This window comes from Paenibacillus ihbetae (assembly GCF_002741055.1).
GTDB classification, from domain to species: Bacteria; Bacillota; Bacilli; order Paenibacillales; family Paenibacillaceae; genus Paenibacillus_AQ; species Paenibacillus_AQ ihbetae.
In genome coordinates, this window is sequence record NZ_CP016809.1 from 3,804,677 (window position 1) to 3,825,065 (window position 20,389).

The 20,389-nt window shown below is 55.6% G+C and carries 17 protein-coding genes; 15 read left to right on the forward strand and 2 right to left on the reverse strand.

Annotated elements, in window-relative coordinates:
• The first annotated feature begins 64 nt into the window (after positions 1-64).
• From BBD41_RS16815 to argH, 8 genes are all read left to right on the forward strand, one after another.
• On the forward strand, positions 65-640 hold the full coding sequence (locus BBD41_RS16815; protein ID WP_099478268.1) for a GNAT family N-acetyltransferase: 576 nt from the start codon (positions 65-67) through the stop codon (positions 638-640).
• A gap of 211 nt (positions 641-851) precedes the next feature.
• On the forward strand, positions 852-1,904 hold the full coding sequence (gene argC / locus BBD41_RS16820) for an N-acetyl-gamma-glutamyl-phosphate reductase (protein WP_099478269.1): 1,053 nt from the start codon (positions 852-854) through the stop codon (positions 1,902-1,904).
• 18 nt (positions 1,905-1,922) lie between these two features.
• Positions 1,923-3,149, forward strand: a complete 1,227-nt coding sequence (gene argJ, locus BBD41_RS16825) for a bifunctional glutamate N-acetyltransferase/amino-acid acetyltransferase ArgJ (protein ID WP_099478270.1) — start codon at positions 1,923-1,925, stop codon at positions 3,147-3,149.
• 60 nt (positions 3,150-3,209) lie between these two features.
• The gene (gene argB, locus BBD41_RS16830) at positions 3,210-4,016 is read left to right on the forward strand and encodes an acetylglutamate kinase (protein WP_189636131.1); all 807 of its coding nucleotides are present in this window, start codon (positions 3,210-3,212) and stop codon (positions 4,014-4,016) included.
• Positions 4,017-4,178: 162 nt separating this feature from the next.
• Positions 4,179-5,417 (forward strand): acetylornithine transaminase, encoded by a 1,239-nt coding sequence (locus BBD41_RS16835; protein WP_099478271.1) that lies wholly within the window; start codon positions 4,179-4,181, stop codon positions 5,415-5,417.
• Between the two features lie 52 nt (positions 5,418-5,469).
• Positions 5,470-6,426: an ornithine carbamoyltransferase gene (gene argF / locus BBD41_RS16840; RefSeq protein WP_077568393.1), complete on the forward strand. Its 957-nt coding sequence runs from the start codon at positions 5,470-5,472 to the stop codon at positions 6,424-6,426.
• A gap of 157 nt (positions 6,427-6,583) precedes the next feature.
• On the forward strand, positions 6,584-7,816 hold the full coding sequence (locus tag BBD41_RS16845) for an argininosuccinate synthase (protein WP_099478272.1): 1,233 nt from the start codon (positions 6,584-6,586) through the stop codon (positions 7,814-7,816).
• Positions 7,817-8,018: 202 nt separating this feature from the next.
• Positions 8,019-9,434: an argininosuccinate lyase gene (gene argH / locus BBD41_RS16850; RefSeq protein ID WP_099478273.1), complete on the forward strand. Its 1,416-nt coding sequence runs from the start codon at positions 8,019-8,021 to the stop codon at positions 9,432-9,434.
• A gap of 100 nt (positions 9,435-9,534) precedes the next feature.
• Here the strand turns inward: argH and BBD41_RS16855 are convergent, their stop codons facing one another.
• Positions 9,535-10,320, reverse strand: a complete 786-nt coding sequence (locus BBD41_RS16855; RefSeq protein WP_099478274.1) for an alpha/beta hydrolase — start codon at positions 10,318-10,320, stop codon at positions 9,535-9,537.
• 372 nt (positions 10,321-10,692) lie between these two features.
• Here BBD41_RS16855 and BBD41_RS16860 point away from each other — a divergent pair, with 372 nt between their 5' ends.
• A complete protein-coding gene (locus tag BBD41_RS16860) occupies positions 10,693-11,421 on the forward strand; it encodes a polymer-forming cytoskeletal protein (RefSeq protein ID WP_099478275.1) in 729 nt (242 codons plus the stop codon).
• 149 nt (positions 11,422-11,570) lie between these two features.
• Here BBD41_RS16860 and BBD41_RS16865 read toward each other — a convergent pair whose 3' ends face one another.
• Positions 11,571-13,016: a VanW family protein gene (locus tag BBD41_RS16865; protein ID WP_099478276.1), complete on the reverse strand. Its 1,446-nt coding sequence runs from the start codon at positions 13,014-13,016 to the stop codon at positions 11,571-11,573.
• Between the two features lie 208 nt (positions 13,017-13,224).
• Here BBD41_RS16865 and ftsE point away from each other — a divergent pair, with 208 nt between their 5' ends.
• The 6 genes from ftsE (at position 13,225) to BBD41_RS16895 (ending at position 20,353) form a co-directional block, all read left to right on the forward strand.
• Positions 13,225-13,911: a cell division ATP-binding protein FtsE gene (gene ftsE, locus BBD41_RS16870; protein WP_007132274.1), complete on the forward strand. Its 687-nt coding sequence runs from the start codon at positions 13,225-13,227 to the stop codon at positions 13,909-13,911.
• Complete coding sequence (ftsX, locus tag BBD41_RS16875; protein ID WP_099478277.1) at positions 13,901-14,809, forward strand: permease-like cell division protein FtsX; 909 nt, start codon at positions 13,901-13,903, stop codon at positions 14,807-14,809. Before ftsE ends, ftsX begins: the two co-directional genes overlap by 11 nt.
• 27 nt (positions 14,810-14,836) lie before the next feature.
• Positions 14,837-16,111, forward strand: coding sequence for a murein hydrolase activator EnvC family protein (locus BBD41_RS16880; protein ID WP_099478278.1), 1,275 nt, complete (start codon positions 14,837-14,839; stop codon positions 16,109-16,111).
• Between the two features lie 125 nt (positions 16,112-16,236).
• Positions 16,237-17,706, forward strand: a complete 1,470-nt coding sequence (locus tag BBD41_RS16885; protein ID WP_077568385.1) for a S41 family peptidase — start codon at positions 16,237-16,239, stop codon at positions 17,704-17,706.
• 58 nt (positions 17,707-17,764) lie between these two features.
• Entirely contained in the window at positions 17,765-19,084 is a 1,320-nt protein-coding gene (locus tag BBD41_RS16890) for a PDZ domain-containing protein (RefSeq protein WP_099478279.1), read from the forward strand.
• Between the two features lie 141 nt (positions 19,085-19,225).
• Positions 19,226-20,353, forward strand: a complete 1,128-nt coding sequence (locus BBD41_RS16895) for a hypothetical protein (RefSeq protein ID WP_099478280.1) — start codon at positions 19,226-19,228, stop codon at positions 20,351-20,353.
• Positions 20,354-20,389 lie beyond the last annotated feature (36 nt).

A 20,389-nucleotide genomic window follows, 5' to 3' on the forward strand; every position in this document is an offset into this window, starting at 1 on the left:
CTTCTTCCTTTTTCCGGGGAAGCGCCTATAATGGAAACTAATATCTTGGAGGGGGCTATGAAGGATGGGGATTGAACGGATCTATACAAACTTGCCGGAACTAGAAACCGATCGTCTGCGCTTGCGGAGAATATCCATGCGCGATGCGGAGGATATGTACGCCTATGCCTCAGATGATGAGGTGACCCCATACGTAACATGGGAAACTCACCGCTCGATTGAGGACAGCAAGCGATTTATTCAATACATATTAGCCCAATATGCCAAGCACGATATCGCACCCTGGGGAATAGAACTGAAAGAGAACGGCAGGCTGATTGGCACGGTCGATTTCGTATGGTGGAGACCTGAGCACCAGAGCGCGGAAATCGGCTATGTGCTTGCTCGGGAATATTGGGGCCGGGGGATCATGACCGAAGCCGCTTCCGCGCTTGTGAAGCTTGGCTTTGAGGAAATGGAACTGATTCGGATCCAGGCCCGCTGCTTCGAGGACAATATCGCCTCCCAGCGCGTCATGGAGAAGATCGGCATGCGTTATGAGGGGACGCTGCGCCAAGCGATGAAGGTGAAGGAGCGGCATTGGAACCTTAAAGTATTCTCGATATTAAAAGAAGAATATGAGCCGGCATCCGACTCATAAGAGCGGAAGATGAACCCATTTCCAGCCAATTTATGAGAATCCATTGTATTTATATGAATAGAGTCGTATAATAATACATATTTATGAGACGGATAATGGATTTGGAATCATGCAACCGTGCATAAGACCGCTCGATCAGGGACGCTTACGAACAAGCAGGCGCCTTTCCATCTGCGGTCTATCGGATGTTCCATGGGAGAGGGATGAAGAAATGACAGACAACAAGCTGAGAGTTGCCATTGTAGGATCCACCGGTTATGGAGGCGTGGAGCTGATCCGATTGCTGCAGGCGCACCCTTACATCGAGATTGCCTCGGTGATTTCATCATCGAGCAGCGGGGTCCCGATATCGGATGGCTTCCCGCATCTGACGAATATTGTTGCGAAGAATCTGGATGGCGTCGATCCTGCGGAGATTGCGCAGGCTGCGGATCTTGTGTTCACGGCAACCCCTTCCGGCGTAAGCGCCAAGCTCGTTCCGGAGCTGCTTGCGGCAGGACTGAAGGTTATCGACCTCTCGGGCGATTTCAGGCTGAAGGACGGTGCTGCGTACGAGCAGTGGTATAAGCATCCGGCCCCTTCGTCCGAGCTTCTTGAAAAAGCCGTATACGGCTTGTGCGAGGTATTCGGAGAGGACGTGAAGGGCGTCGATTTCATTTCGAATCCCGGCTGCTACCCGACCGCTACGCTCCTTGGACTGATTCCGGCGATTAGCGCCGGCTGGATTGATCCGGCCAGCTTGATCATCGATGCGAAGTCCGGCGTATCCGGGGCGGGACGGGGAACGAGCCTCATGACGCATTTTGCGGAAATCAATGAAAACTTCAAGGCCTACAAGGTCAACAAGCATCAGCATATCCCGGAGATCGAGCAGGTGCTCAGCCAAGTATCGGGAGAGTCTGTTACCGTCACCTTTACGACTCATCTCGTACCGATGACGCGCGGCATCATGAGCACGATGTATGCAGCGCTCAAGGGATCGTATACCGAAGAGGACTTCATCGAATTGTATCGCGAGTATTATAAGGATCGCCGTTTTGTTCGCGTTCGGGATAACGGAGTATGGCCGGCGACCAAAGAGGTTAGCGGCTCCAATTATTGCGACATCGGCTTTGTGGTGGATGCCCGAACGAACCGGTTGACCGTCATATCGGTCATTGACAACGTCGTGAAGGGCGCGGCCGGGCAGGCAATCCAGAATTTGAACCTGATGATGGGATGGGAGGAAAGCCTCGGTCTTACGTTTACGCCAGTGTATCCGTAACAGACGGGGGAGACGGACATGGGAGATAACTTATTTGCGATTTTGGAGGAAGGCAGCATCGTGACGCCGAAAGGCTTCAAGGCAGCCGGTCTCCACTGCGGACTGAAGAAGACCGACCGCCACGATCTGGGCGCCATCGTATGCGAGGTGCCGGCTGTTGCGGCAGCTGTCTACACGACGAATGTATTTCAAGCGGCTCCGCTGAAGGTGACGCGGGAAAGCCTTGAAGACGGCAGGCTCCGCGCCATTGTGGTCAACAGCGGGAATGCCAATGCGTGTACAGGCAAGCAAGGTGAAGAGGATGCATATACGATGCGTGCAAGGGCGGCCGCTGAGTTTGGCGTGGAGGAGAGCGACGTTGCGGTGGCGTCCACAGGCGTCATCGGCGAGCTGCTCAAGATGGACCGCGTGATTGCGGGCATCGAGGGTCTTCCGGGTCGTCTGAGCGGCGAGCGCGACGGAGCGGAAGCCTTTAACCAGGCGATCCTGACAACGGATTTGGTGAAAAAAGAAGCCTGCGTAACCGTTTCGGTCGGCGGGGCAAACGTAACGATAGCCGGTTCGGCGAAAGGCTCCGGCATGATTCATCCGAACATGGCAACCATGCTCGGCTTCGTCACCACCGATGCGGTCATCGGGCATGCAGCGCTGCAGCAGCTGCTCCGCCAGACGACCGATTTGACCTTTAATATGATTACCGTCGATGGGGACACGAGCACGAACGATATGCTGGTTGCCATGGCAAGCGGTCTGGCCGGGCATGATGAGCTGTCGCCGGCGCACCCCGATTGGGAAGCTTTTGCTTCCGGCTTTCAATATGTGTGCCGGATGCTCGCGATGGCGATTGCCCGGGACGGCGAAGGGGCAACGCATTTGATCGAGGTCCATGTCGACGGAGCGGAGACCGACGAGGACGCCCAGGCCATCGCGAAGACGATTATCGGCTCCAGCCTGGTCAAATCGGCCGTGTTCGGCGCCGATGCCAACTGGGGACGTATCATTGCAGCCGTAGGCCGGGCCGGCCGGCCGGTGAATCCCGAGACGGTCGATATTAAGCTCGGGCCGATTTCGGTGCTGGAGCAGTCAAGGCCGGTGGCTTTTGACGAGGATGCCGCACTTGCCTATCTTCAGGGAGATACAGTGAATATCGAAGTGAAGCTCCATACTGGCAGTGGATCAGCCACCGCCTGGGGATGCGACTTAACCTATGACTATGTACGAATCAATGCGGCTTACCGCACATAATACTTCAAGCAGTGACGGGAGGAGACGGATGTGAACAGCACGTTGAACCAGGAGGAGACCATGCCCGGCAATAAGGCGGGCGGAGACATGTTTGTGATGAAGTGCGGCGGCAGCACGCTGGCCGCTCTGCCGGACAGCTTCTTTGAAGATTTGAAGGGATTGCAGGAGAAGGGGGTCCAGCCGGTCATTGTGCATGGCGGCGGGCCGGCGATCTCCGGAAACCTGGAGAAGCTGGGGATCGAGACCGAGTTCGTGAACGGTCTGCGCAAGACGACAGAGGACGTGCTGGATGTGGTGGAGATGGTGCTGGCCGGCACGATCAACAAACAGATCGTCCGCCGGATTCAGAGCGTCGGCGGGTCTGCCCTCGGTCTGTCCGGTTCCGACGGCGGCCTGATTGAAGCCCGGCCGGTTGCGAACAGCGCAGAGGTCGGCTGGGTTGGCGATGTCACGCATGTGAAGTCCTCCATCCTTAACGGCGTGATGGAGATGGGCTACATGCCTGTTGTAGCACCGATCGGCGTCGATGCGTCAGGGCAGCGCTACAACATTAACGCGGATACGGCAGCAGGCGCTGTCGCATCTCATCTCGGCGTAGCCCGGATGATCGTCGTAACCGACGTGCCCGGCATCATGAAGAGTGCGGGCGGCGAGAAGCGGGTGCTGCCGACCGTTACGGTACAGGAAATCGAGGATATGATCGGAACGGGTGAAATCTACGGCGGCATGATTCCGAAGGTCAGGGCAGCCATTGCCTGCATTCACGGCAAGGTGCGCGAGGTCGTCATTGTCGACGGCAGCGAGCCGAATGTGCTCAGCCGCGTAGTCGCGGGCGAAGTGCTCGGAACGCGCATTGTACGGATGTAGCCGTCAATACCGTACGGATAGCTGAAGAATCACAATCATAGAACGGGGTTTACGTTAGGCTCCTTTGATTCGATGCCGAATTACTTCTTGATTCACTTCGTGATCAAAAGGCGTCTTTTTGAACCACCTCTTCAATTCATAAGTAAAGGAGTGTAACAGGTCATGGGGAAAGATGCACAAGGAAGCGGAAGCGCAGCGGCTAATGCGGCAGCGGAAGGCAAGGGGAGCTCATTGTTTCAGACTTATGCGAGATACCCGCTTAGCCTCGTCAAGGGGGAAGGCAGCTGGTTGTGGGACGACCAAGGCAATAAATATTTGGACTTTATGGCCGGGCTGGCGGTAACCAATCTCGGGCATGCCCCGGTTAAGGTCAAGGAGAAGCTGAAGGCCCAGCTGGATGAGCTGTGGCATGTCTCGAATCTGTTTCATATTCCGGGACAGGAAAAAGCAGCAGCGCTGCTGACCGCAAACACCTGCGCGGATGCCGTCTTCTTCTGCAACAGCGGAGCGGAGGCGAACGAAGCCGCGATCAAGCTGGCTCGCCGCTATCACCAGAAGGTGAAGGGCACCGGCCGTTATGAGATCATTACCTTTACGCAGTCTTTCCACGGCCGGACGCTGGCCACGCTGACCGCTACGGGACAAGACAAGGTGAAGGAAGGCTTCCTTCCGCTCCCTGCCGGCTTCCTGAGCGTTCCGCTGCATGACCTGCCGGCGCTGGAAGCGGCGATTAACGACAACACCGCGGCCATCATGATCGAGATGGTGCAGGCCGAAGGCGGCGTGCATCCGGTCGAGCCGGAATTCCTCCAGGCTGTTACGGAGCTGTGCAAGCAGCATGGGCTGCTGCTCATCGTTGACGAGGTGCAGACCGGCATGGGCCGGACCGGCAAGCTGTTCGCGCATGAGCATTACGGCATCGAGCCCGATATTTTCACGGTAGCCAAAGGGCTTGGCTCCGGCTTCCCGGTCGGCGCGATGCTCGGAAAGGGCTACTTGCGCGATGCCTTTACGGCAGGCAGCCATGGATCGACCTTCGGCGGAACGCCGCTGGCAAGCGCGGTGGTAGCCGCTACGATCGAGACGATGCTGGAGGACAACGTGCCTCAACGCGCAGCGGAAGCGGGCGAATATTTGACGGCTCAGCTGCAAGAGAAGCTTGCGGGAAATCCTTTTGTGAAAAGCATTAGAGGTAAAGGCCTTCTGATCGGCATCGAATGCGCGGAGCCGGTCGGCGAGCTGGTGCTGGAAGGACAGCGCCGCGGACTGCTGTTCGTGACCGCAGGTCCGAGTGTGATCCGCCTCCTTCCGAATTTGCTTGTCACACGGGAGGAAATCGATCAGGCGGTGTCGATCCTTATCAATATCATTCATGCCCATACGGCGGTTAACCAAGCATAGAAAGTCATGATACAATAGAAAAATACAGCAAACAGCAAGGAGGACAAGGGGTATGACCGCAAGCGGACAACTACAGGAAATCAGCTTGAAAGGCCGGGATATGATCGAATTGGACGAGTACTCCACCGAGGAGATCCAGTTTTTGCTGGACTCGGCGATCGAGCTTAAGCGTAAGCAGAAGAACGGAGAGGTGTATCAGCCGTTAAAGGGGAAGACGCTCGGACTTATTTTCGAGAAATCTTCGACACGGACCCGGGTCTCCTTCGAGGTCGGCATGTTCCAATTGGGCGGCCATGCGCTCTTCTTGAGCAAGAACGATATTCAGCTCGGACGCGGGGAGCCGATCAGCGATACGGCGCAGGTCATGTCCCGTTATCTCGATGGCATCATGATCCGTACCTTCGGGCACGACAATGTCATTAACCTCGCGAAGCACGCATCCATTCCGGTGATCAACGGCTTGAGCGACATGGCGCATCCTTGCCAGGTGCTGGCTGACCTGCAGACGGTGCTGGAGCATAAGGGCAAGCTGAAGGGGCTGAAAATGGCCTTTATCGGGGACGGCAACAATATGGCGCATTCCCTGCTGATCGGCGGAGCCAAGATGGGGATGCATGTGGCGGTAGCGAGCCCTGAGGGTTATATGCCGGATGAAGGCATTGTGAAGCTGAGCGAAGAGATTGCGGCGCAAACCGGTGGAAAAATCACGATCACGCATGATCCGATCGAAGCTGCCAAGGATGCCGATGTCATCTATACCGATGTATGGGCGAGCATGGGCTTTGAAGAGGAGCAAGCCGAACGGGAGGCTGCTTTTGCGGATTTTCAGGTGAACGAGGAGCTGGTCAAGGCGGCGAAGCCGGATTACTTGTTCCTGCACTGTTTGCCGGCGCATCGGGGCGAAGAGGTTAGCGAAGGCGTGATCGACGGCGCGAACTCCGTCATTTTCGATCAGGCCGAAAACCGGCTGCATGCGCAAAAGGCGTTAATGGTCGCATTAATGGCATAATTGAAGTTGATCGAATTGCCGTCTTTGGATCGCGAAGCGAATGATATAATTAAACGGCATCGAATCATAAAATACGAAGTTTGGCCCGTTTGTCGGTCTAGCTTTTGGAAAGACGCAAGAATAGGATTTGTTAGTTACAAGGAGAGGGAGTTTAACCATGGCAAAGCAAAAAATCGTATTGGCATATTCCGGCGGTCTGGATACGTCCGTTATCCTCAAGTGGCTTAAGGAAACGTATGACGCTGAGATCATTGCGTTCACGGCGGATATCGGCCAGAAAGAAGAGCTGGACGGCCTGGAGGAAAAAGCGCTCGCTACCGGCGCCTCCAAAGTATACATCGACGATCTGCGCGACGAGTTCGCTAAAGATTTCATCTTCCCGATGTTCCAAGCGGGAGCGATGTATGAAGGGCAATACCTGCTCGGCACAAGCATCGCGCGTCCGCTTATCGCCAAGCGCATGGTGGAGATCGCACGCGCGGAAGGCGCTACGGCGATCGCTCACGGAGCAACGGGCAAGGGTAACGACCAGGTGCGCTTCGAGCTTGGCGTAGCCGGACTCGCTCCTGATATTGAAGTGATTGCGCCATGGCGCCTCGAGGAGTTCCGGAACTCCTTCCCGGGACGTGCCGAGATGATCGCTTATGCGGAAGCACACGGCATTCCGGTCACGGCTTCGGCGGCGAAATCGTACTCGATGGACCGCAACCTGCTTCATATCAGCTATGAGAGCGGCGTGCTGGAAGATCCTTGGTACGACGCAAGCGCGGAAGCAAGCAAGGACATGTATCTGCTCAGCGTGTCGCCTGAGGATGCGCCGGATGAGGCGGAATACCTGGAGCTCGAATTCAAGCAGGGCAATGTCGTCGCTCTTAATGGAGAGGCGATGAGCCCGCTGCAGGTGATGGAGAAGCTCAACGAGCTTGGCGGCAAGCACGGCATCGGCCGTGTCGATATGGTGGAGAACCGCTTCGTCGGCATGAAGAGCCGCGGCGTATACGAGACGCCGGGCGGAACGATTCTGTTCACCGCCCATCGCAAAATGGAGTCCATTACCATGGACCGCGAAGTGATGAACCTGCGCGACAGCCTGATCACCCGTTACAGCACGCTCGTGTACAACGGCTTCTGGTTTGCGCCGGAGCGATTGGCGCTGCAGGCTCTGGTAACGGAAAGCCAGAAGAACGTCACCGGCACGGTGCGCGTGAAGCTGTACAAGGGCAATGTGATCGGAGCCGGCGTGAAGAGTCCGGTGAGCCTGTACAATCCGGACATCGCTACGATGGAGGCCGATCCGACGCAAGCCTACGATCAAGGCGATGCCACCGGCTTCATCCGCTTGAACGCCCTGCGCCTGAAAGTAGCGGCAGGCGTGAACCAGAATCAGTAAGCCATCCAGTTCAATCGTTCATTTTATAAAATGCAAGCAAGATAAGGATTGTAAGCCATGCAAGCTATGCAAGTAATGAAGGGGCTGAAGGCCGTTTTCATGCTTGGGACTCGCGCAGAAGAGCAGCCTATTAGCAGGTGTTCTTGCTGCGATCCCCGGCGGGAAACGGCCCTCTGCCTTCAAACAGAGAGGGGCAAGTGTTGTGAGCAAGTTATGGGGCGGACGTTTTACGAAGCAGACCAACGCGCTGGTGGAGGAGTACACGGCTTCCATCGGCTTTGACAAGCAGCTGGCGGAGGAGGACATCCAAGGCAGTCTGGCGCATGTATCCATGCTGGGCAAGTGCGGCATCGTGCCAGCCGAGGATGTGGAGACGATCAAAGCCGGCTTGAACAAGGTGCTTGAGCGCATCCGCGAAGGAAGCATCGAGTTCTCGGTATCCGACGAGGACATTCATATGAATATCGAGAAAAACCTCATCGAGGAAGTCGGGCCGGTCGGGGGGAAACTCCATACCGGACGGAGCCGGAACGATCAGGTAGCGACGGATATGCATCTGTACCTGCGCAACCGTGTCGTTGCACTGACCGGTATGCTGCATGAGCTGCAGACGGCGCTGATCGGACAGGCCAAGGACAATCTGGATACGATCATTCCGGGCTATACGCATCTGCAGAGGGCGCAGCCGATTCTGTTCGCCCATCATCTGATGGCGTACGTATCGATGTTCCAGCGCGATATCGACCGTTTGATCGACAGCTACAAACGGATCAATATCTTGCCGTTGGGCGCGGGAGCGCTTGCCGGCACGACATTCCCGATCGACCGCCACTTTGTCGCCGAGCAGCTCGGCTTCGACGGCGTGTACGAAAACAGCTTGGATGCGGTCAGCGATCGCGACTTCATTCTCGAATTTTTGGCGGACGCCTCGATCATCATGATGCATCTGTCCCGCTTAAGCGAAGAGCTGGTGCTGTGGAGCAGCACGGAGTTTAATTTCATTGAGCTTGACGATGCATTCTGCACCGGCAGCAGCATTATGCCACAGAAGAAGAATCCGGACGTGCCGGAGCTGGTTCGCGGCAAAACCGGACGCGTATACGGTAATCTGATGGGCCTGCTCACCGTGCTGAAGTCGCTTCCGCTTGCTTACAACAAGGACATGCAGGAGGACAAGGAAGGCATGTTCGATACGGTCGCCACGCTGGAAGGCGCGCTGCAGCTGTTCGCGCCGATGATTGCCACGATGAAGGTCAACAAGGGGCGCATGCGCGAAGCGGTAAATACGGACTTCTCGAATGCGACGGATATCGCGGATTTCTTGGTCGGCAAGGGCTTGCCGTTCCGGCAGGCGCATGAGGTGATCGGTAAAACGGTGCTGTACTGCATCCAGAATAACAAATATTTGCTGGACCTGACGCTGGAGGAATTCCGTCAGTTCTCGGAGCTGTTCGATGACAGCATTTACGGCGTTCTGCAGCCCGAGACGGTGGTTAACGCCCGGAACGTATACGGCGGCACGGCAACCGCTCAGGTGAAGGATGCGATCGAGCGCAGCGTGAAGCTGCTGCAGGCGACCGAGGAATGGCTTGCCCTTCGGCAAGGCAATGTGGAGTAATCCAATCAGCTGAATACATGCAATAACGAAAAAAATGCACTCATGGGGCGAAAGCGCCGGCTGCAGCCGCAGCGGCCCTCGCTCAGGAGTGCATCTTTTTTTACTGGTTTTGCTTGTTCAGAGGGAGCCACTTCAACACATTTTGAATATGGGTATCCCAGTAGCCCCAATCATGACCGCCCGGCCCTTCCTGATAGGTGTAGTCCAGCGAGGTCTGCTCGCAGACCTGGCGGAAGGACTGGTTATCCTCATACAGGAAGTCCTCGGTTCCGCAGCACTGGTACAGCATCGGCTTCGGACCATCGCCGGTGTCCACCTTGCGCACCAAATGCAGCAAGTCGTCGTCCGTTCCGGAGATGTCGCGGTCCCCGTAGATGAGCCTGTTGTCATAGAGCCGGTCTTCGGCAGGGCCGATCCGGCTAACCATATCAAGCGCACCGGACAGGCTGGCAGCCGCCGCGAACCGATCCGGGCAGCGCAGTCCGAGCTTGAACGCACCGTAGCCGCCCATCGACAGGCCGGCGACAAAGTTATCCTCCCTGGCATGGGATAACGGGAAGAAGGAGCGGGCGAGAGCCGGCAGCTCCTCGCTGATGAAGGTCCAGTATTTGCCGCCGTGCTCCATGTCGGTGTAGAAGCTGCGGTGTACCTGCGGCATGACGACCGCTAATCCCATAGAGGCCACGTAGCGCTCGATGGAGGTGCGACGAAGCCAGATCGAATCATCATCGGACAAGCCGTGCAGAAGGTACAGCGTTGGGTGCAGGCCATTGCCCGCCGTATTGGTCATGCCGATCTGAGCGGAGGTCTGCTGCGGCAAGATGACGGTCATGGACGTGCTGAGCCCAAGCACTTCGGAGAAGAAATGACATTGAATCAGAGCCATGGTATGTATCCCCTTTCATCATCAGGATCAGAAATAGCTAATGCGTTTACATAAGGGATCATATCATAATTTAGCAGGCTTCCGCTGTAAAATTTCCCAGCCATTCTTTTACGCCTCGGTCTCAAGACCGAGAAAAGATTCAGCCATCAGGCGGTTTAGCGACGGATGCTGTTGTGATAATCTGCTAAGAGAACGGAGCTCATCAGCGTATAGCTGATGCTCCTTTTGTGATCCGGTGGAGGATTCCGCCGACAAGGGTTGAATTTCTAATATAACGATAGAATGAAGATACCATTAGACGATTTATAATAAACGACTATAACGACAAATAAGGTGATTTCACCCTATGTATTATATTGGAGGAGGACTACCATGATACCCTATGAAGAGAAGCTGTCCGATCTGAAAATTGCAGGCACCGGGAATGCAACGGGCGGCCGGTACGGTAAAGTCCGCATCGACGGCTCGGGTCAAATCAACGGCGATATCGAATGCGTCGACTTGGTTGCGAACGGGAATGTGAACGTGAACGGATCGTTGATGACGCAGAAGCTTCGCGTGAACGGATCCGGCACCGTTCATGGGGCCGTTGAGGCGGAAAGCTTAAATGTGGCCGGCAACTTGAACCTGAAGGATCAGCTGCGCAGCCGTTTCATCGAGATCGGGGGTCACTGCAGCATTCATGGCGATTCGGAATCCGAACGGCTCACCTTAAGCGGCAATCTCCGCGGACATGGCGATGTTCGGAGCGAATGGGCAGAGCTAAGAGGAAGCTTTAACATCAGCGGCCGGCTGCACCTCGGTAACGGAGATATCCGCCTATTCGGCCGCTGCAAGGCCCTGGAGGTTATCGGCGACCGGATAACGGTGCGCCGGAAGGGCAAGCGGCTGTGGGAGATGCTGTCGTTCTCTTTAAGCGGGCCGAGGCTGGAGGCCCGGGTGATTGAGGGAGACGTTCTGGATTTGGAATACGTTGAAGCCGATATGGTTCGCGGCAATCGGGTTATCCTCGGCAAGGGATGCAAGGTGCGGCAGGTCGAGTTCCGGGATGAGCTGAGCCGGGATCCGGAAGCGGAGATCGGAACGGCGCACAGATTTTAAGCCGGCAAGGTTGGCATGCTGATATCATACGCAGGGAACTGCCCCTTAGTAGATTTTTCTACTGTGGGGCAGTTCTTTTTTCATGTCCTCCATAATCCCTTCGCACGTACAGAAGTGTCCCGTATATCGCGTGAAGCTAGTTCAGCATGTCATGGTGCGGCCGTAATTCCGTCCTCGACCACCTCCTTCTTAGGCGTTTCGTTCGGTATCGGCATCCCGCCGTCATGGGTCGGATTGATGGCAACGATGCTGTCTTGCGCGCGGTACGTATCCGTGGATATTTTAACGCGTTCCACAAGCTTGCCGTTCACCTTTTTGGTCCGGTATGTTTCGACCACATAGCCGGGCTTGCCCTGCTGAATGACCTGCTTGAAGCCTGGCGGGAGCGCTTTGTTGTGAATGACCTTTTCCGGCGATGGCAGCGTTTCGATCGTGGAGGACTCGAGCTCATAGACGGTATCTTTAGGAAAAGTTCCGAACAATTTGACAGTAAGCGTTTCGTCCGACACTTCCGAGAGAATGAGCAGATGCTTCCCCGTGCTGTTGCGGAACCGGAAGTTAATCGCCCCTTCGGCAAAGGTTGCATCCTGCCCCTTCGGCATATAGCTGACCGGCAGAGAGTGATTCCGGCGCTCGGTGATGTCAAGCCCGATCAAGAGAGCGGCGTGATATACGGTGCTCGATACCTGGCAGATGCCGCCTCCAATCCCTGGCACAAGCTTGCCGTTTACGATAACAGGAGCTTCCTTGAAGCCGTATTCTTTCTTGGCGGTATCGATGACGTGGGCATAATTGAATTCATCGCCCGGCTTCAAGATCATGCCGTCCACCGCCTTGGCCGCGGCGGTTACGTTATGAACCCTTCCGGGCCCGCTGGCCCCAAGGCTTGTTGAGAACTCGACAATCTTGCGCGCTATGCCTTCCGACTGCAGCGACTCGAGCGTTACGGGGGGCTTCTCAAGGTTTAAAGGCAATTCCAGGACCAGCTCGGTGTCCGCCTGCTTCCCGGCCGCCGACAGGTCGCTTGGCAGCGCTGCCCCCAGCCGATCATATAACATGGCCCAATCGATGCGGTAAGCCGTCTTCTCCGGCATGTATCTGACGATGTCATCCTCGGAAATGCTCCGGACGGCATTGACGGGCTCTCCGAATCGCTCCTTTTCCCATTCCTCATTAAGCCGCTTCTTCAGCAGGTCCCGGTTCCACGTGGCGGAAATCTCCCATTCTGACCGAAAGTTATGCCTGTACCACACCTGCTCCCACAAGGTGCCGGCGTTATCATGGAGCTTGGTAACAGCTTCCCGGAACGATTCCGCATCATATTGAACCCCAGCCTCCTTCAGCGTGAAGGTCTCCGTCCTCCCCTTCAGCATGGCAGCCTGCAGCTTGACCTTCATGCCGGCCATGGCAGCCAGCCGCTGATCGAGCTCGGCCAGCACCTCATCGGCGGGCCTGCCGCCGACATCCCATCCGGACACGACAACCCCCTCCGGAAGCTCCTTCTGATTGACGTACAGGGTCAGCATGCCGAATCCTACGGAGAGGATCAGCACGAAACAGCTGACAATGATGAGACCAAGATGAATTTTTTTCATGCAAAACCACCCTTTTTACTTCGTATTGGCCGACGTTCATGCGCTTCTTCATGTATATGTCACGAGGTTGATAAACTTTCGGGTACTCAAAAGGTAACAAATTTGTTACAATAGGTGGTGTTCTGAGGATTTTTCATGAATTTTAAAGGAATTCAATGGAAACTGTCGAATTTATAAAGGCTAATTATGGATTGGGAAGTGATTCTGCGTGATTGAGATGCAAGATGTATGGAAGACTTACCCGAACGGCGCCCATGCGCTTCAAGGCGTGTCGGTTAAGATCAACCGTAATGAATTTGTCTATGTCGTCGGACCGTCCGGTGCGGGAAAATCGACATTCATGAAGCTTATTTATAGAGAAGAAGTACCTACCAAGGGACAAATTTCCGTGAATGGATTCAATATCGGGAAGCTGAAGCAGCGCAAAATTCCCTATGTTCGGCGCAATATCGGGGTTGTTTTCCAGGATTACCGCCTGCTGCCGAAGCTGACTGCTTACGAAAATGTAGCTTTTGCCATGGAAGTCATCGAAGCGCCGCAGCGCATCATCAAGAAACGGGTGATGGAGGTGCTGGAGCTTGTCGGGCTGAAGGCCAAGGCGAACCGCGAGCCTTCCCAGCTCTCCGGCGGCGAGCAGCAGCGGATTGCAATCGCACGGGCGATCGTGAATAATCCATCGGTCATTATTGCGGACGAGCCTACCGGGAACCTGGATCCGGAGACATCCTGGGAAATTATGCAGCTGCTGGACGAGATCAACTTCCGCGGCACAACGATTGTCATGGCCACACATAACAAGGAAATCGTCAACACCATGCGCAAGCGCGTGCTTGCCATCGAACGCGGACAGATCGTGCGCGACCAGCTGAGAGGAGAATACGGGTATGAGTTTTAGAACCTTCTTGCGGCACCTGCGGGAAGGGGCGAAGAGTATCTTTCGCAACGGCTGGATGTCGGTCGCATCGGTAACTTCCATCGTGGTGTCTTTATTTATATTGGGTGTGTTCATGCTGCTTGTCATGAATGTAAACGCGTTAGCCGATAAAGCAGATCGTAATGTGCAGATCAACACCTACTTGAATCTGAACGTCGACGAGGAGCTTCGGGAGAAGATCCGCAGCGAGATCGAAACGATGCCGGAGGTCAGCAAGGTTACATTCGTATCCAAGGAAGACGGGATGAAGGAGCTGGAGGAAAGCCTCGGCTCGGAATGGCTGGAGGGCTTCAGCGAAGAGGACCAGAACCCGCTGCCGGATGCGTTTGAGATATCCGTTATCGAGCCTACGACCGTCGGCTTCGTTGCCGACAAGATTAGCGCGCTGAACGAGAAATACGCGGAAGAGCCGATCATGCGCGTCAAGTACGGCGAAGGAACGGTGGAAACATTGTTCAAAATCACGCGGACGGTCCGGAATATCGGCTTCGTATTCGTAGCCGGACTGGGGCTGATGTCGATGTTCCTGATATCGAATACGATCCGTGTTACGATTCTGGCGCGCAGACGCGAGATCGGCATTATGAAGCTGGTCGGAGCGACCAACAGCTTCATTCGCTGGCCGTTTTTCATTGAAGGGGCATTGATCGGCCTCGTCGGCTCGATTGTCACGGTAACCCTGTTGTTTGTCGGATACGGTCGCTTGTATGCGGCCGCCCAGACTGATATGACGCTTGCCAAGAGCATGATCCCGCTTGGAGACCTGTGGTTGTGGCTCGGCGGAATCATCATTGTGCTCGGCGTTGCGATCGGAGTCTGGGGCAGTACCATGTCGATCCGTAAGTTTTTGAAAGTCTAAATCAGGTAAAAGGATGGGGAGCGAACGTTGAAGAAAATCGCCGCTGGAGTAGCAGCCTTATTATTGGCCTCTGTTATGATCCAACCCTCTGACGGACAAGCTGAGAAGAAGACCGCAGCTGACGTCGACCGTGAGCTGAAAGTGCTGCAGGAGCAGGTCCGGAAGGCCAGAGCCCAGAAGAGCAAGGCTGCCGAGGAGAAGAAGGAAGCGCAGCATTATAAGAAAAAGACGACCAAAAACCTGAAATATGTCATGGAACAAATCAGCATCGTCAGCAACGAGCTGATGAGAATATCGATGAGGATCGAGGAAACCGAGGATAACCTGAGAACGACGACGAAGGAGCTGGAAGCGGCCGAGGAGCGCATCGCTTCCCGCGAGAAGCTGCTGGAATCCCGCATCCGGCTGATTTATATGGACGGGCAGCCATCCTATCTTGATGTGCTGCTCTCCTCCACAAGCTTCAGCGATTTCCTGGAGCGGGCGGATTCTTTAAAGACGATCGTCAATCAGGACCAGGATTTGCTCGTACAGCATAAACAGGACAAGCTGCTTGTCATCGAGAAGAAGAAAGAGCTCGAGACCCAGTACGCAACGGCCAAGGATCTTTACGAACAGATGGAGGATCGGAAGAGCCTACTGAACGAGAAAGAAAAAGAGAAGCGCGTGCTTCTCGCCCAGTATGACCAAGAGATCGAGGAAGCGGAGATTTTGACCAAGGAGCAGGACCAGATGCTGGTGGCCTTGGCCAGCAAGCGCTCGGATCTGCAGAAAGAGAAGAACAAGCTGGCGGCTGAAGAGGCTGCACGCAGAGCGGCTGCCGCGAAAGCGGCGGCGGCAGCGGCGGCGAAACGGGCGAAGGCGACCAAGCTTGGCGGAAGCAAGGGAGGCGGATTTACCGGCAACGGAGGTCCGTTTGCGCTTCCGGTATCGGGGGCAAGACTCTCATCGGGCTATGGCCCGCGGGTGCATCCGGTAACGGGAGAGGTCGGCAAGATGCATACCGGTCAGGACTTTGCTGCTCCGCAAGGAACGGAGATCCGGGCAGCCGAGAGCGGCACCGTCATTCTGGCCGAATGGTGGAGCGGTTACGGAAACTGTGTTATTGTTGATCATGGGGGCGGTGTATGGACGCTGTACGGACATATCCGCAACGGCGGCATCATGGTGAGTGAGGGCGACAAGGTGTCCAGAGGCCAGAAGATTGCCGAGGTCGGTTCGACCGGTCAAAGCACCGGACCGCATCTTCACTTCGAAGTACGGGTTAACGGATCGCCGGTGAATCCCGGGCCTTACCTGTAACGGCAGGGCAATCTGCGCCGCACATGCTTCGTACCGCTGTATAAATATTCCCGGTAAGCCTATCATATACTAGGTGGACGGGATTCCCGAAAGAGCAGTTGAAATGTACAAAGGCGGTGAAGTACATGCTGAAAAAACGAACGGTTGTCTTTCTAATGGTTGCCGCTATGCTGTGCGGTGTACTCATAACCATGGCATTGACCCAGCTGCCGGCTGCGCAGCAGACCGGAGACGGTGAAGGTCTTCTGGCGAGCATTTCAAATCGCAGCGGGCTCGATGATGCCGAGGCAAGGAAGCTCGGCACGGCGCTGGATCTGATCGAAGACAATTATTATAAGGACGTCGACCGGTCGAAGCTGGTTGACGGGGCGATTAACGGAATGATGGAAGCCCTTGGCGATCCATATTCCAACTATATGGGCGAGGAATCCGCGAAGCAATTCACGGAGAGCATCGCAGGATCCTTTAGCGGGATCGGCGCCGAGGTATCTTCGCAGGACGGCAATGTCGTCGTCGTATCGCCGATCAAGGGCTCGCCCGCGGATAAAGCAGGCATTCGGGCCAAGGACACCATATTGTCCGTGAACGGCGAATCGCTGCAGGGCTTGGACCTGAATGCGGCAGTAGCCAAGATCCGCGGTCCGAAAGGCTCCAAAGCCGTACTGAAGATTAAGCGCGCAGGCTCCGACGAGCCGATCGAGCTTGTCATTGTTCGGGATGATGTTAGCCTGGAGACGGTGACCGCCCGGATGGAGAAGGACGGCATCGGAATTATCGAGATTACCCAATTCTCATCCAATACCGGTGAACGCTTTACGGAAGAGCTTGAGAAGCTGGAGGAGCAGGGCATGAAGGGCCTTGTGATCGACGTGCGGAACAATCCCGGCGGGGTTCTGTCCGAGGTGATCGGGATCACCGAGAATTTCGTGCCGAAAGGCAAGCTGATCGTTCAAGTTGAAGACAAAGACAAGAAACGGGAAAAGCATGTGTCGAACGGACAGGCGAAGCCTTATCCGATCACCGTTCTGATGAACAAGGGCAGCGCAAGCGCATCTGAAATTTTGGCCGGAGCGCTTCAGGAATCGGCAGGTGCGACCTTGGTCGGCGAGCATTCCTTCGGCAAAGGGACCGTTCAGACCAGCTTCGAGAAGCAGCTTGGCGACGGCAGCCTGTTGAAGGTCACCATTGCGAAGTGGCTCACGCCGAACGGCACCTGGATTCATGAGAAGGGGATTGAACCGGATATTAAAGTAGACCAGCCGGAATACTTTACGGTCGCCCCGATCGACAAGAAGAAGACCTACAAGTATGACGCGAACAGCAGCGACGTCAAGAATGCCCAAATCATGCTGGAGGCGCTCGGCTTTGATCCGGGACGCACCGACGGATATTTCGACCGGGCGACAGAGAAGGCCGTCAAGAGCTTCCAGAGCAAGCATAAGCTGAAATCCGACGGCGTCCTTAACAGTGCGACGGCGGAAAGCCTTGAGGCAGCACTGATCGAGAAGATTCAGGATCCGAAAGTGGATAATCAACTGAATCGCGGACTTTCCGAAGTTCGGAAGGAAATCGCGGCAAGAGCGTCGAAACCATAAGAAGGCTGCAACTTAGCCTTCTTTTTTCTTTGATTCGAGAAAGGAGCGTGGCTGGCTGTTGGAAACGCTGGTACAACTGCTGATGCGTGGGATGGATGCAGGCTTGCAACTTCTGACGCAGCCCTTTTATTATATTTCGATCCTATTCGTAATGCTGCTCTACCGGAGGCAGGTACTCCTGGAGCGTAAGCTGTTTCATGTACGCCTGCATTCCTGGGGATTGCAGACCTGGCGGACGTTTCTCGGCGGATTGCTGGCAGGGCTTGCGGTGTCTGTCGCTGTCGCCTTCCTGGGGGTAAGCCTAAGCCTGGGGGCGATTATCTGCATCTGGGTCACCTCATTGATCTTGATGCTGTTTCATATCCGGTATTTGTGCTTTGCTTATTCCATCGGACTGCTTGGCATTCTCCAGTTCGTGTTAAGCTGGTTTCCGAATCTGGCAGCGGAGGGCTGGGTCCATACGGTGCTGTCCACCATCCGCAGTCTGGATATTCCTGCCCTGCTGGCGCTGGCCGCCGTGCTGCATTTCGCCGAAGCCGTTCTGGTCAAGCTGCAGGGGTCAGGCTTTGCGACGCCGCTGTTCCTGGAAGGGAAGCGGGGCAAGCTGGTCGGCGGCTATCATATGCAGAGCTTCTGGCCGCTGCCGTTGTTCATGCTCGTTCCTGCCGCCGGCGGAGGGGCCGTGCTTCCGTGGACGCCGTTCTTTGGCGGGGATGCGTGGAGCGGCGGATTTATGATGATGGCGCTGCCGGTCGTCATCGGCTTCGGCGAGATGACGCAGAGCATGCTGCCCAAGGAGAAGGCGGCGATCACCTCCAAGCGGCTGATCATTTACGCCGCGGTCGTGCTCGCATTGAGCATGCTTGCCGAATGGTGGTCGCCGCTGTCCCTGATTGCGGCATTGGCCGCTCTGCTGCTGCATGAAGGATTGGTATGGTACAGCCGGTATGAAGAGCAGCAGCGCAGTCCGGTATTTGTGCATCCCGTACGCGGATTACGCGTGCTGGCTGTTCTGCCGGATAGCCCGGCCCATGAGCTTGGCATTCAGCCGGGTGAGACGATTCTGAAGGTGAATGGGATCCTGGTTCACAGCAAAGAGCAGCTTCACGGCGCCCTCCGGCAGAACCCGGCTTTTTGCAAGCTGGAGGTTCGGAACCATCAGGGCGAAAGCAAGTTTTTGCAGCGCGCCATCTATGCCGGGGACCATCATCAGCTGGGAGCGATCGTAGCCCCGGATCCGCGCGATGGCATTGCCGCCCGATTGAAGCCGGTAAGTCTTATTACGCTGCTGGCGAACAAGCTGCATGTCCAAAAGTTTCGCAAGGATCCGGCGGGCGAGAAGGCTCGCCGATCGGAAGAAGCGGGATTTCCTTCATAAATGGGAATGACGGTGCTTGTCGAAGGGACAAGCATCGTTTTTTTTCATTTCAGGGTGTACTTCAAGTTACTTGCAACTTAATGGAAGCCATGTGCGTCTGTATCCACAAATAGCCGGTGAAGGCGTAGAGGGGGAAATGAAGTGGCTTCATTATCTAAAGCAGCTGTGATCTGGACGGTTGTGGCCGCAGGGGTGCTATCGATCATAGGATGTGAGCCGGGAGAATCATCTTCCCCGCCGAAGACAGCGTACGAAGCCCCGCGGGATCCGGCAAAGGGGTTTGCCGCGAGCCATGCAGACACGAGAGATGCCGAAACTGCGGCAGGGCCGGAGGAAGCGGTCGTTTATGAAGGGCTGGTAGCCGGAAAAAATACGATCTTGGGCACGAATAAGATCAAATACCGCATTCTGATCCTTCGCAAGGTCGATGAACAGACAGCAGTGAACGGCATGCAGCGCGATCTGGAGCAGCTGGCGATAGCTTCAAATGGAGCGTGGTATGAGGTGAGTCGGGAGCAGTTTGATCTCATCCGGCGCGGGCAGCGCGTAAAGGTGGTATCGACGAACGAGCAGCTGGATATGCGTCCACCCGTTCGCGCGGCACAAACCGTGGATATTCTGCAGGAACCGGAAGAACCGTTCCATTTTAAATTTCTGGATGATGTCATAACGGGTACGGTTCGTTCACTGGACGCCAATCAAAGGCGGATCGAGCTGGACATTTCGGCGTGGGTGAACCGGGATAAGAAGGGTGCTATTGAAGACATCGGGCACGTGATAAGGGTGAATATCGATGAAGAGACGGTGCTGCGTGACGAGCAGGAGAGAAAGCTGAAGCTGTCCTTCATCAAGACTGGAGATAAACTGAATGTTGTGCCGGCGGGAGGAAGCTACCGGTATGACCGGGATGGCGGCCAACAGCCTTTGCGGGCAGATCGGATCATAAGGCTGGAGCAGACGCGGAAGGAAAAGCTCCGGAGGTTGATTGCCCAAGGACCGGGCGGAATCCATACGGTCCTGATGGATCAAGCGGGAAGTGACGCAAGCGAGCAATGGGATGAGCTTGCGGCACAAGTGCCTGGAGCTTTATATGGCGGTTATTCCGCCATCGAATACCGTGAGGGAGATACTGTCGATTATAAGCTGGAGCTCGGACTCGATAGATTGCTGGCCTATCTCGTGTTCGACCGCGAAGACCTGCTCTTTCGTACCGAATCGGTGAAAGAGCTGCAGCGCTGGTTCAATCTGAGAGCTGCCGAGCAGCGCTGAAGCATAGAGATGCGTAACCCAACATAACCGTATCAT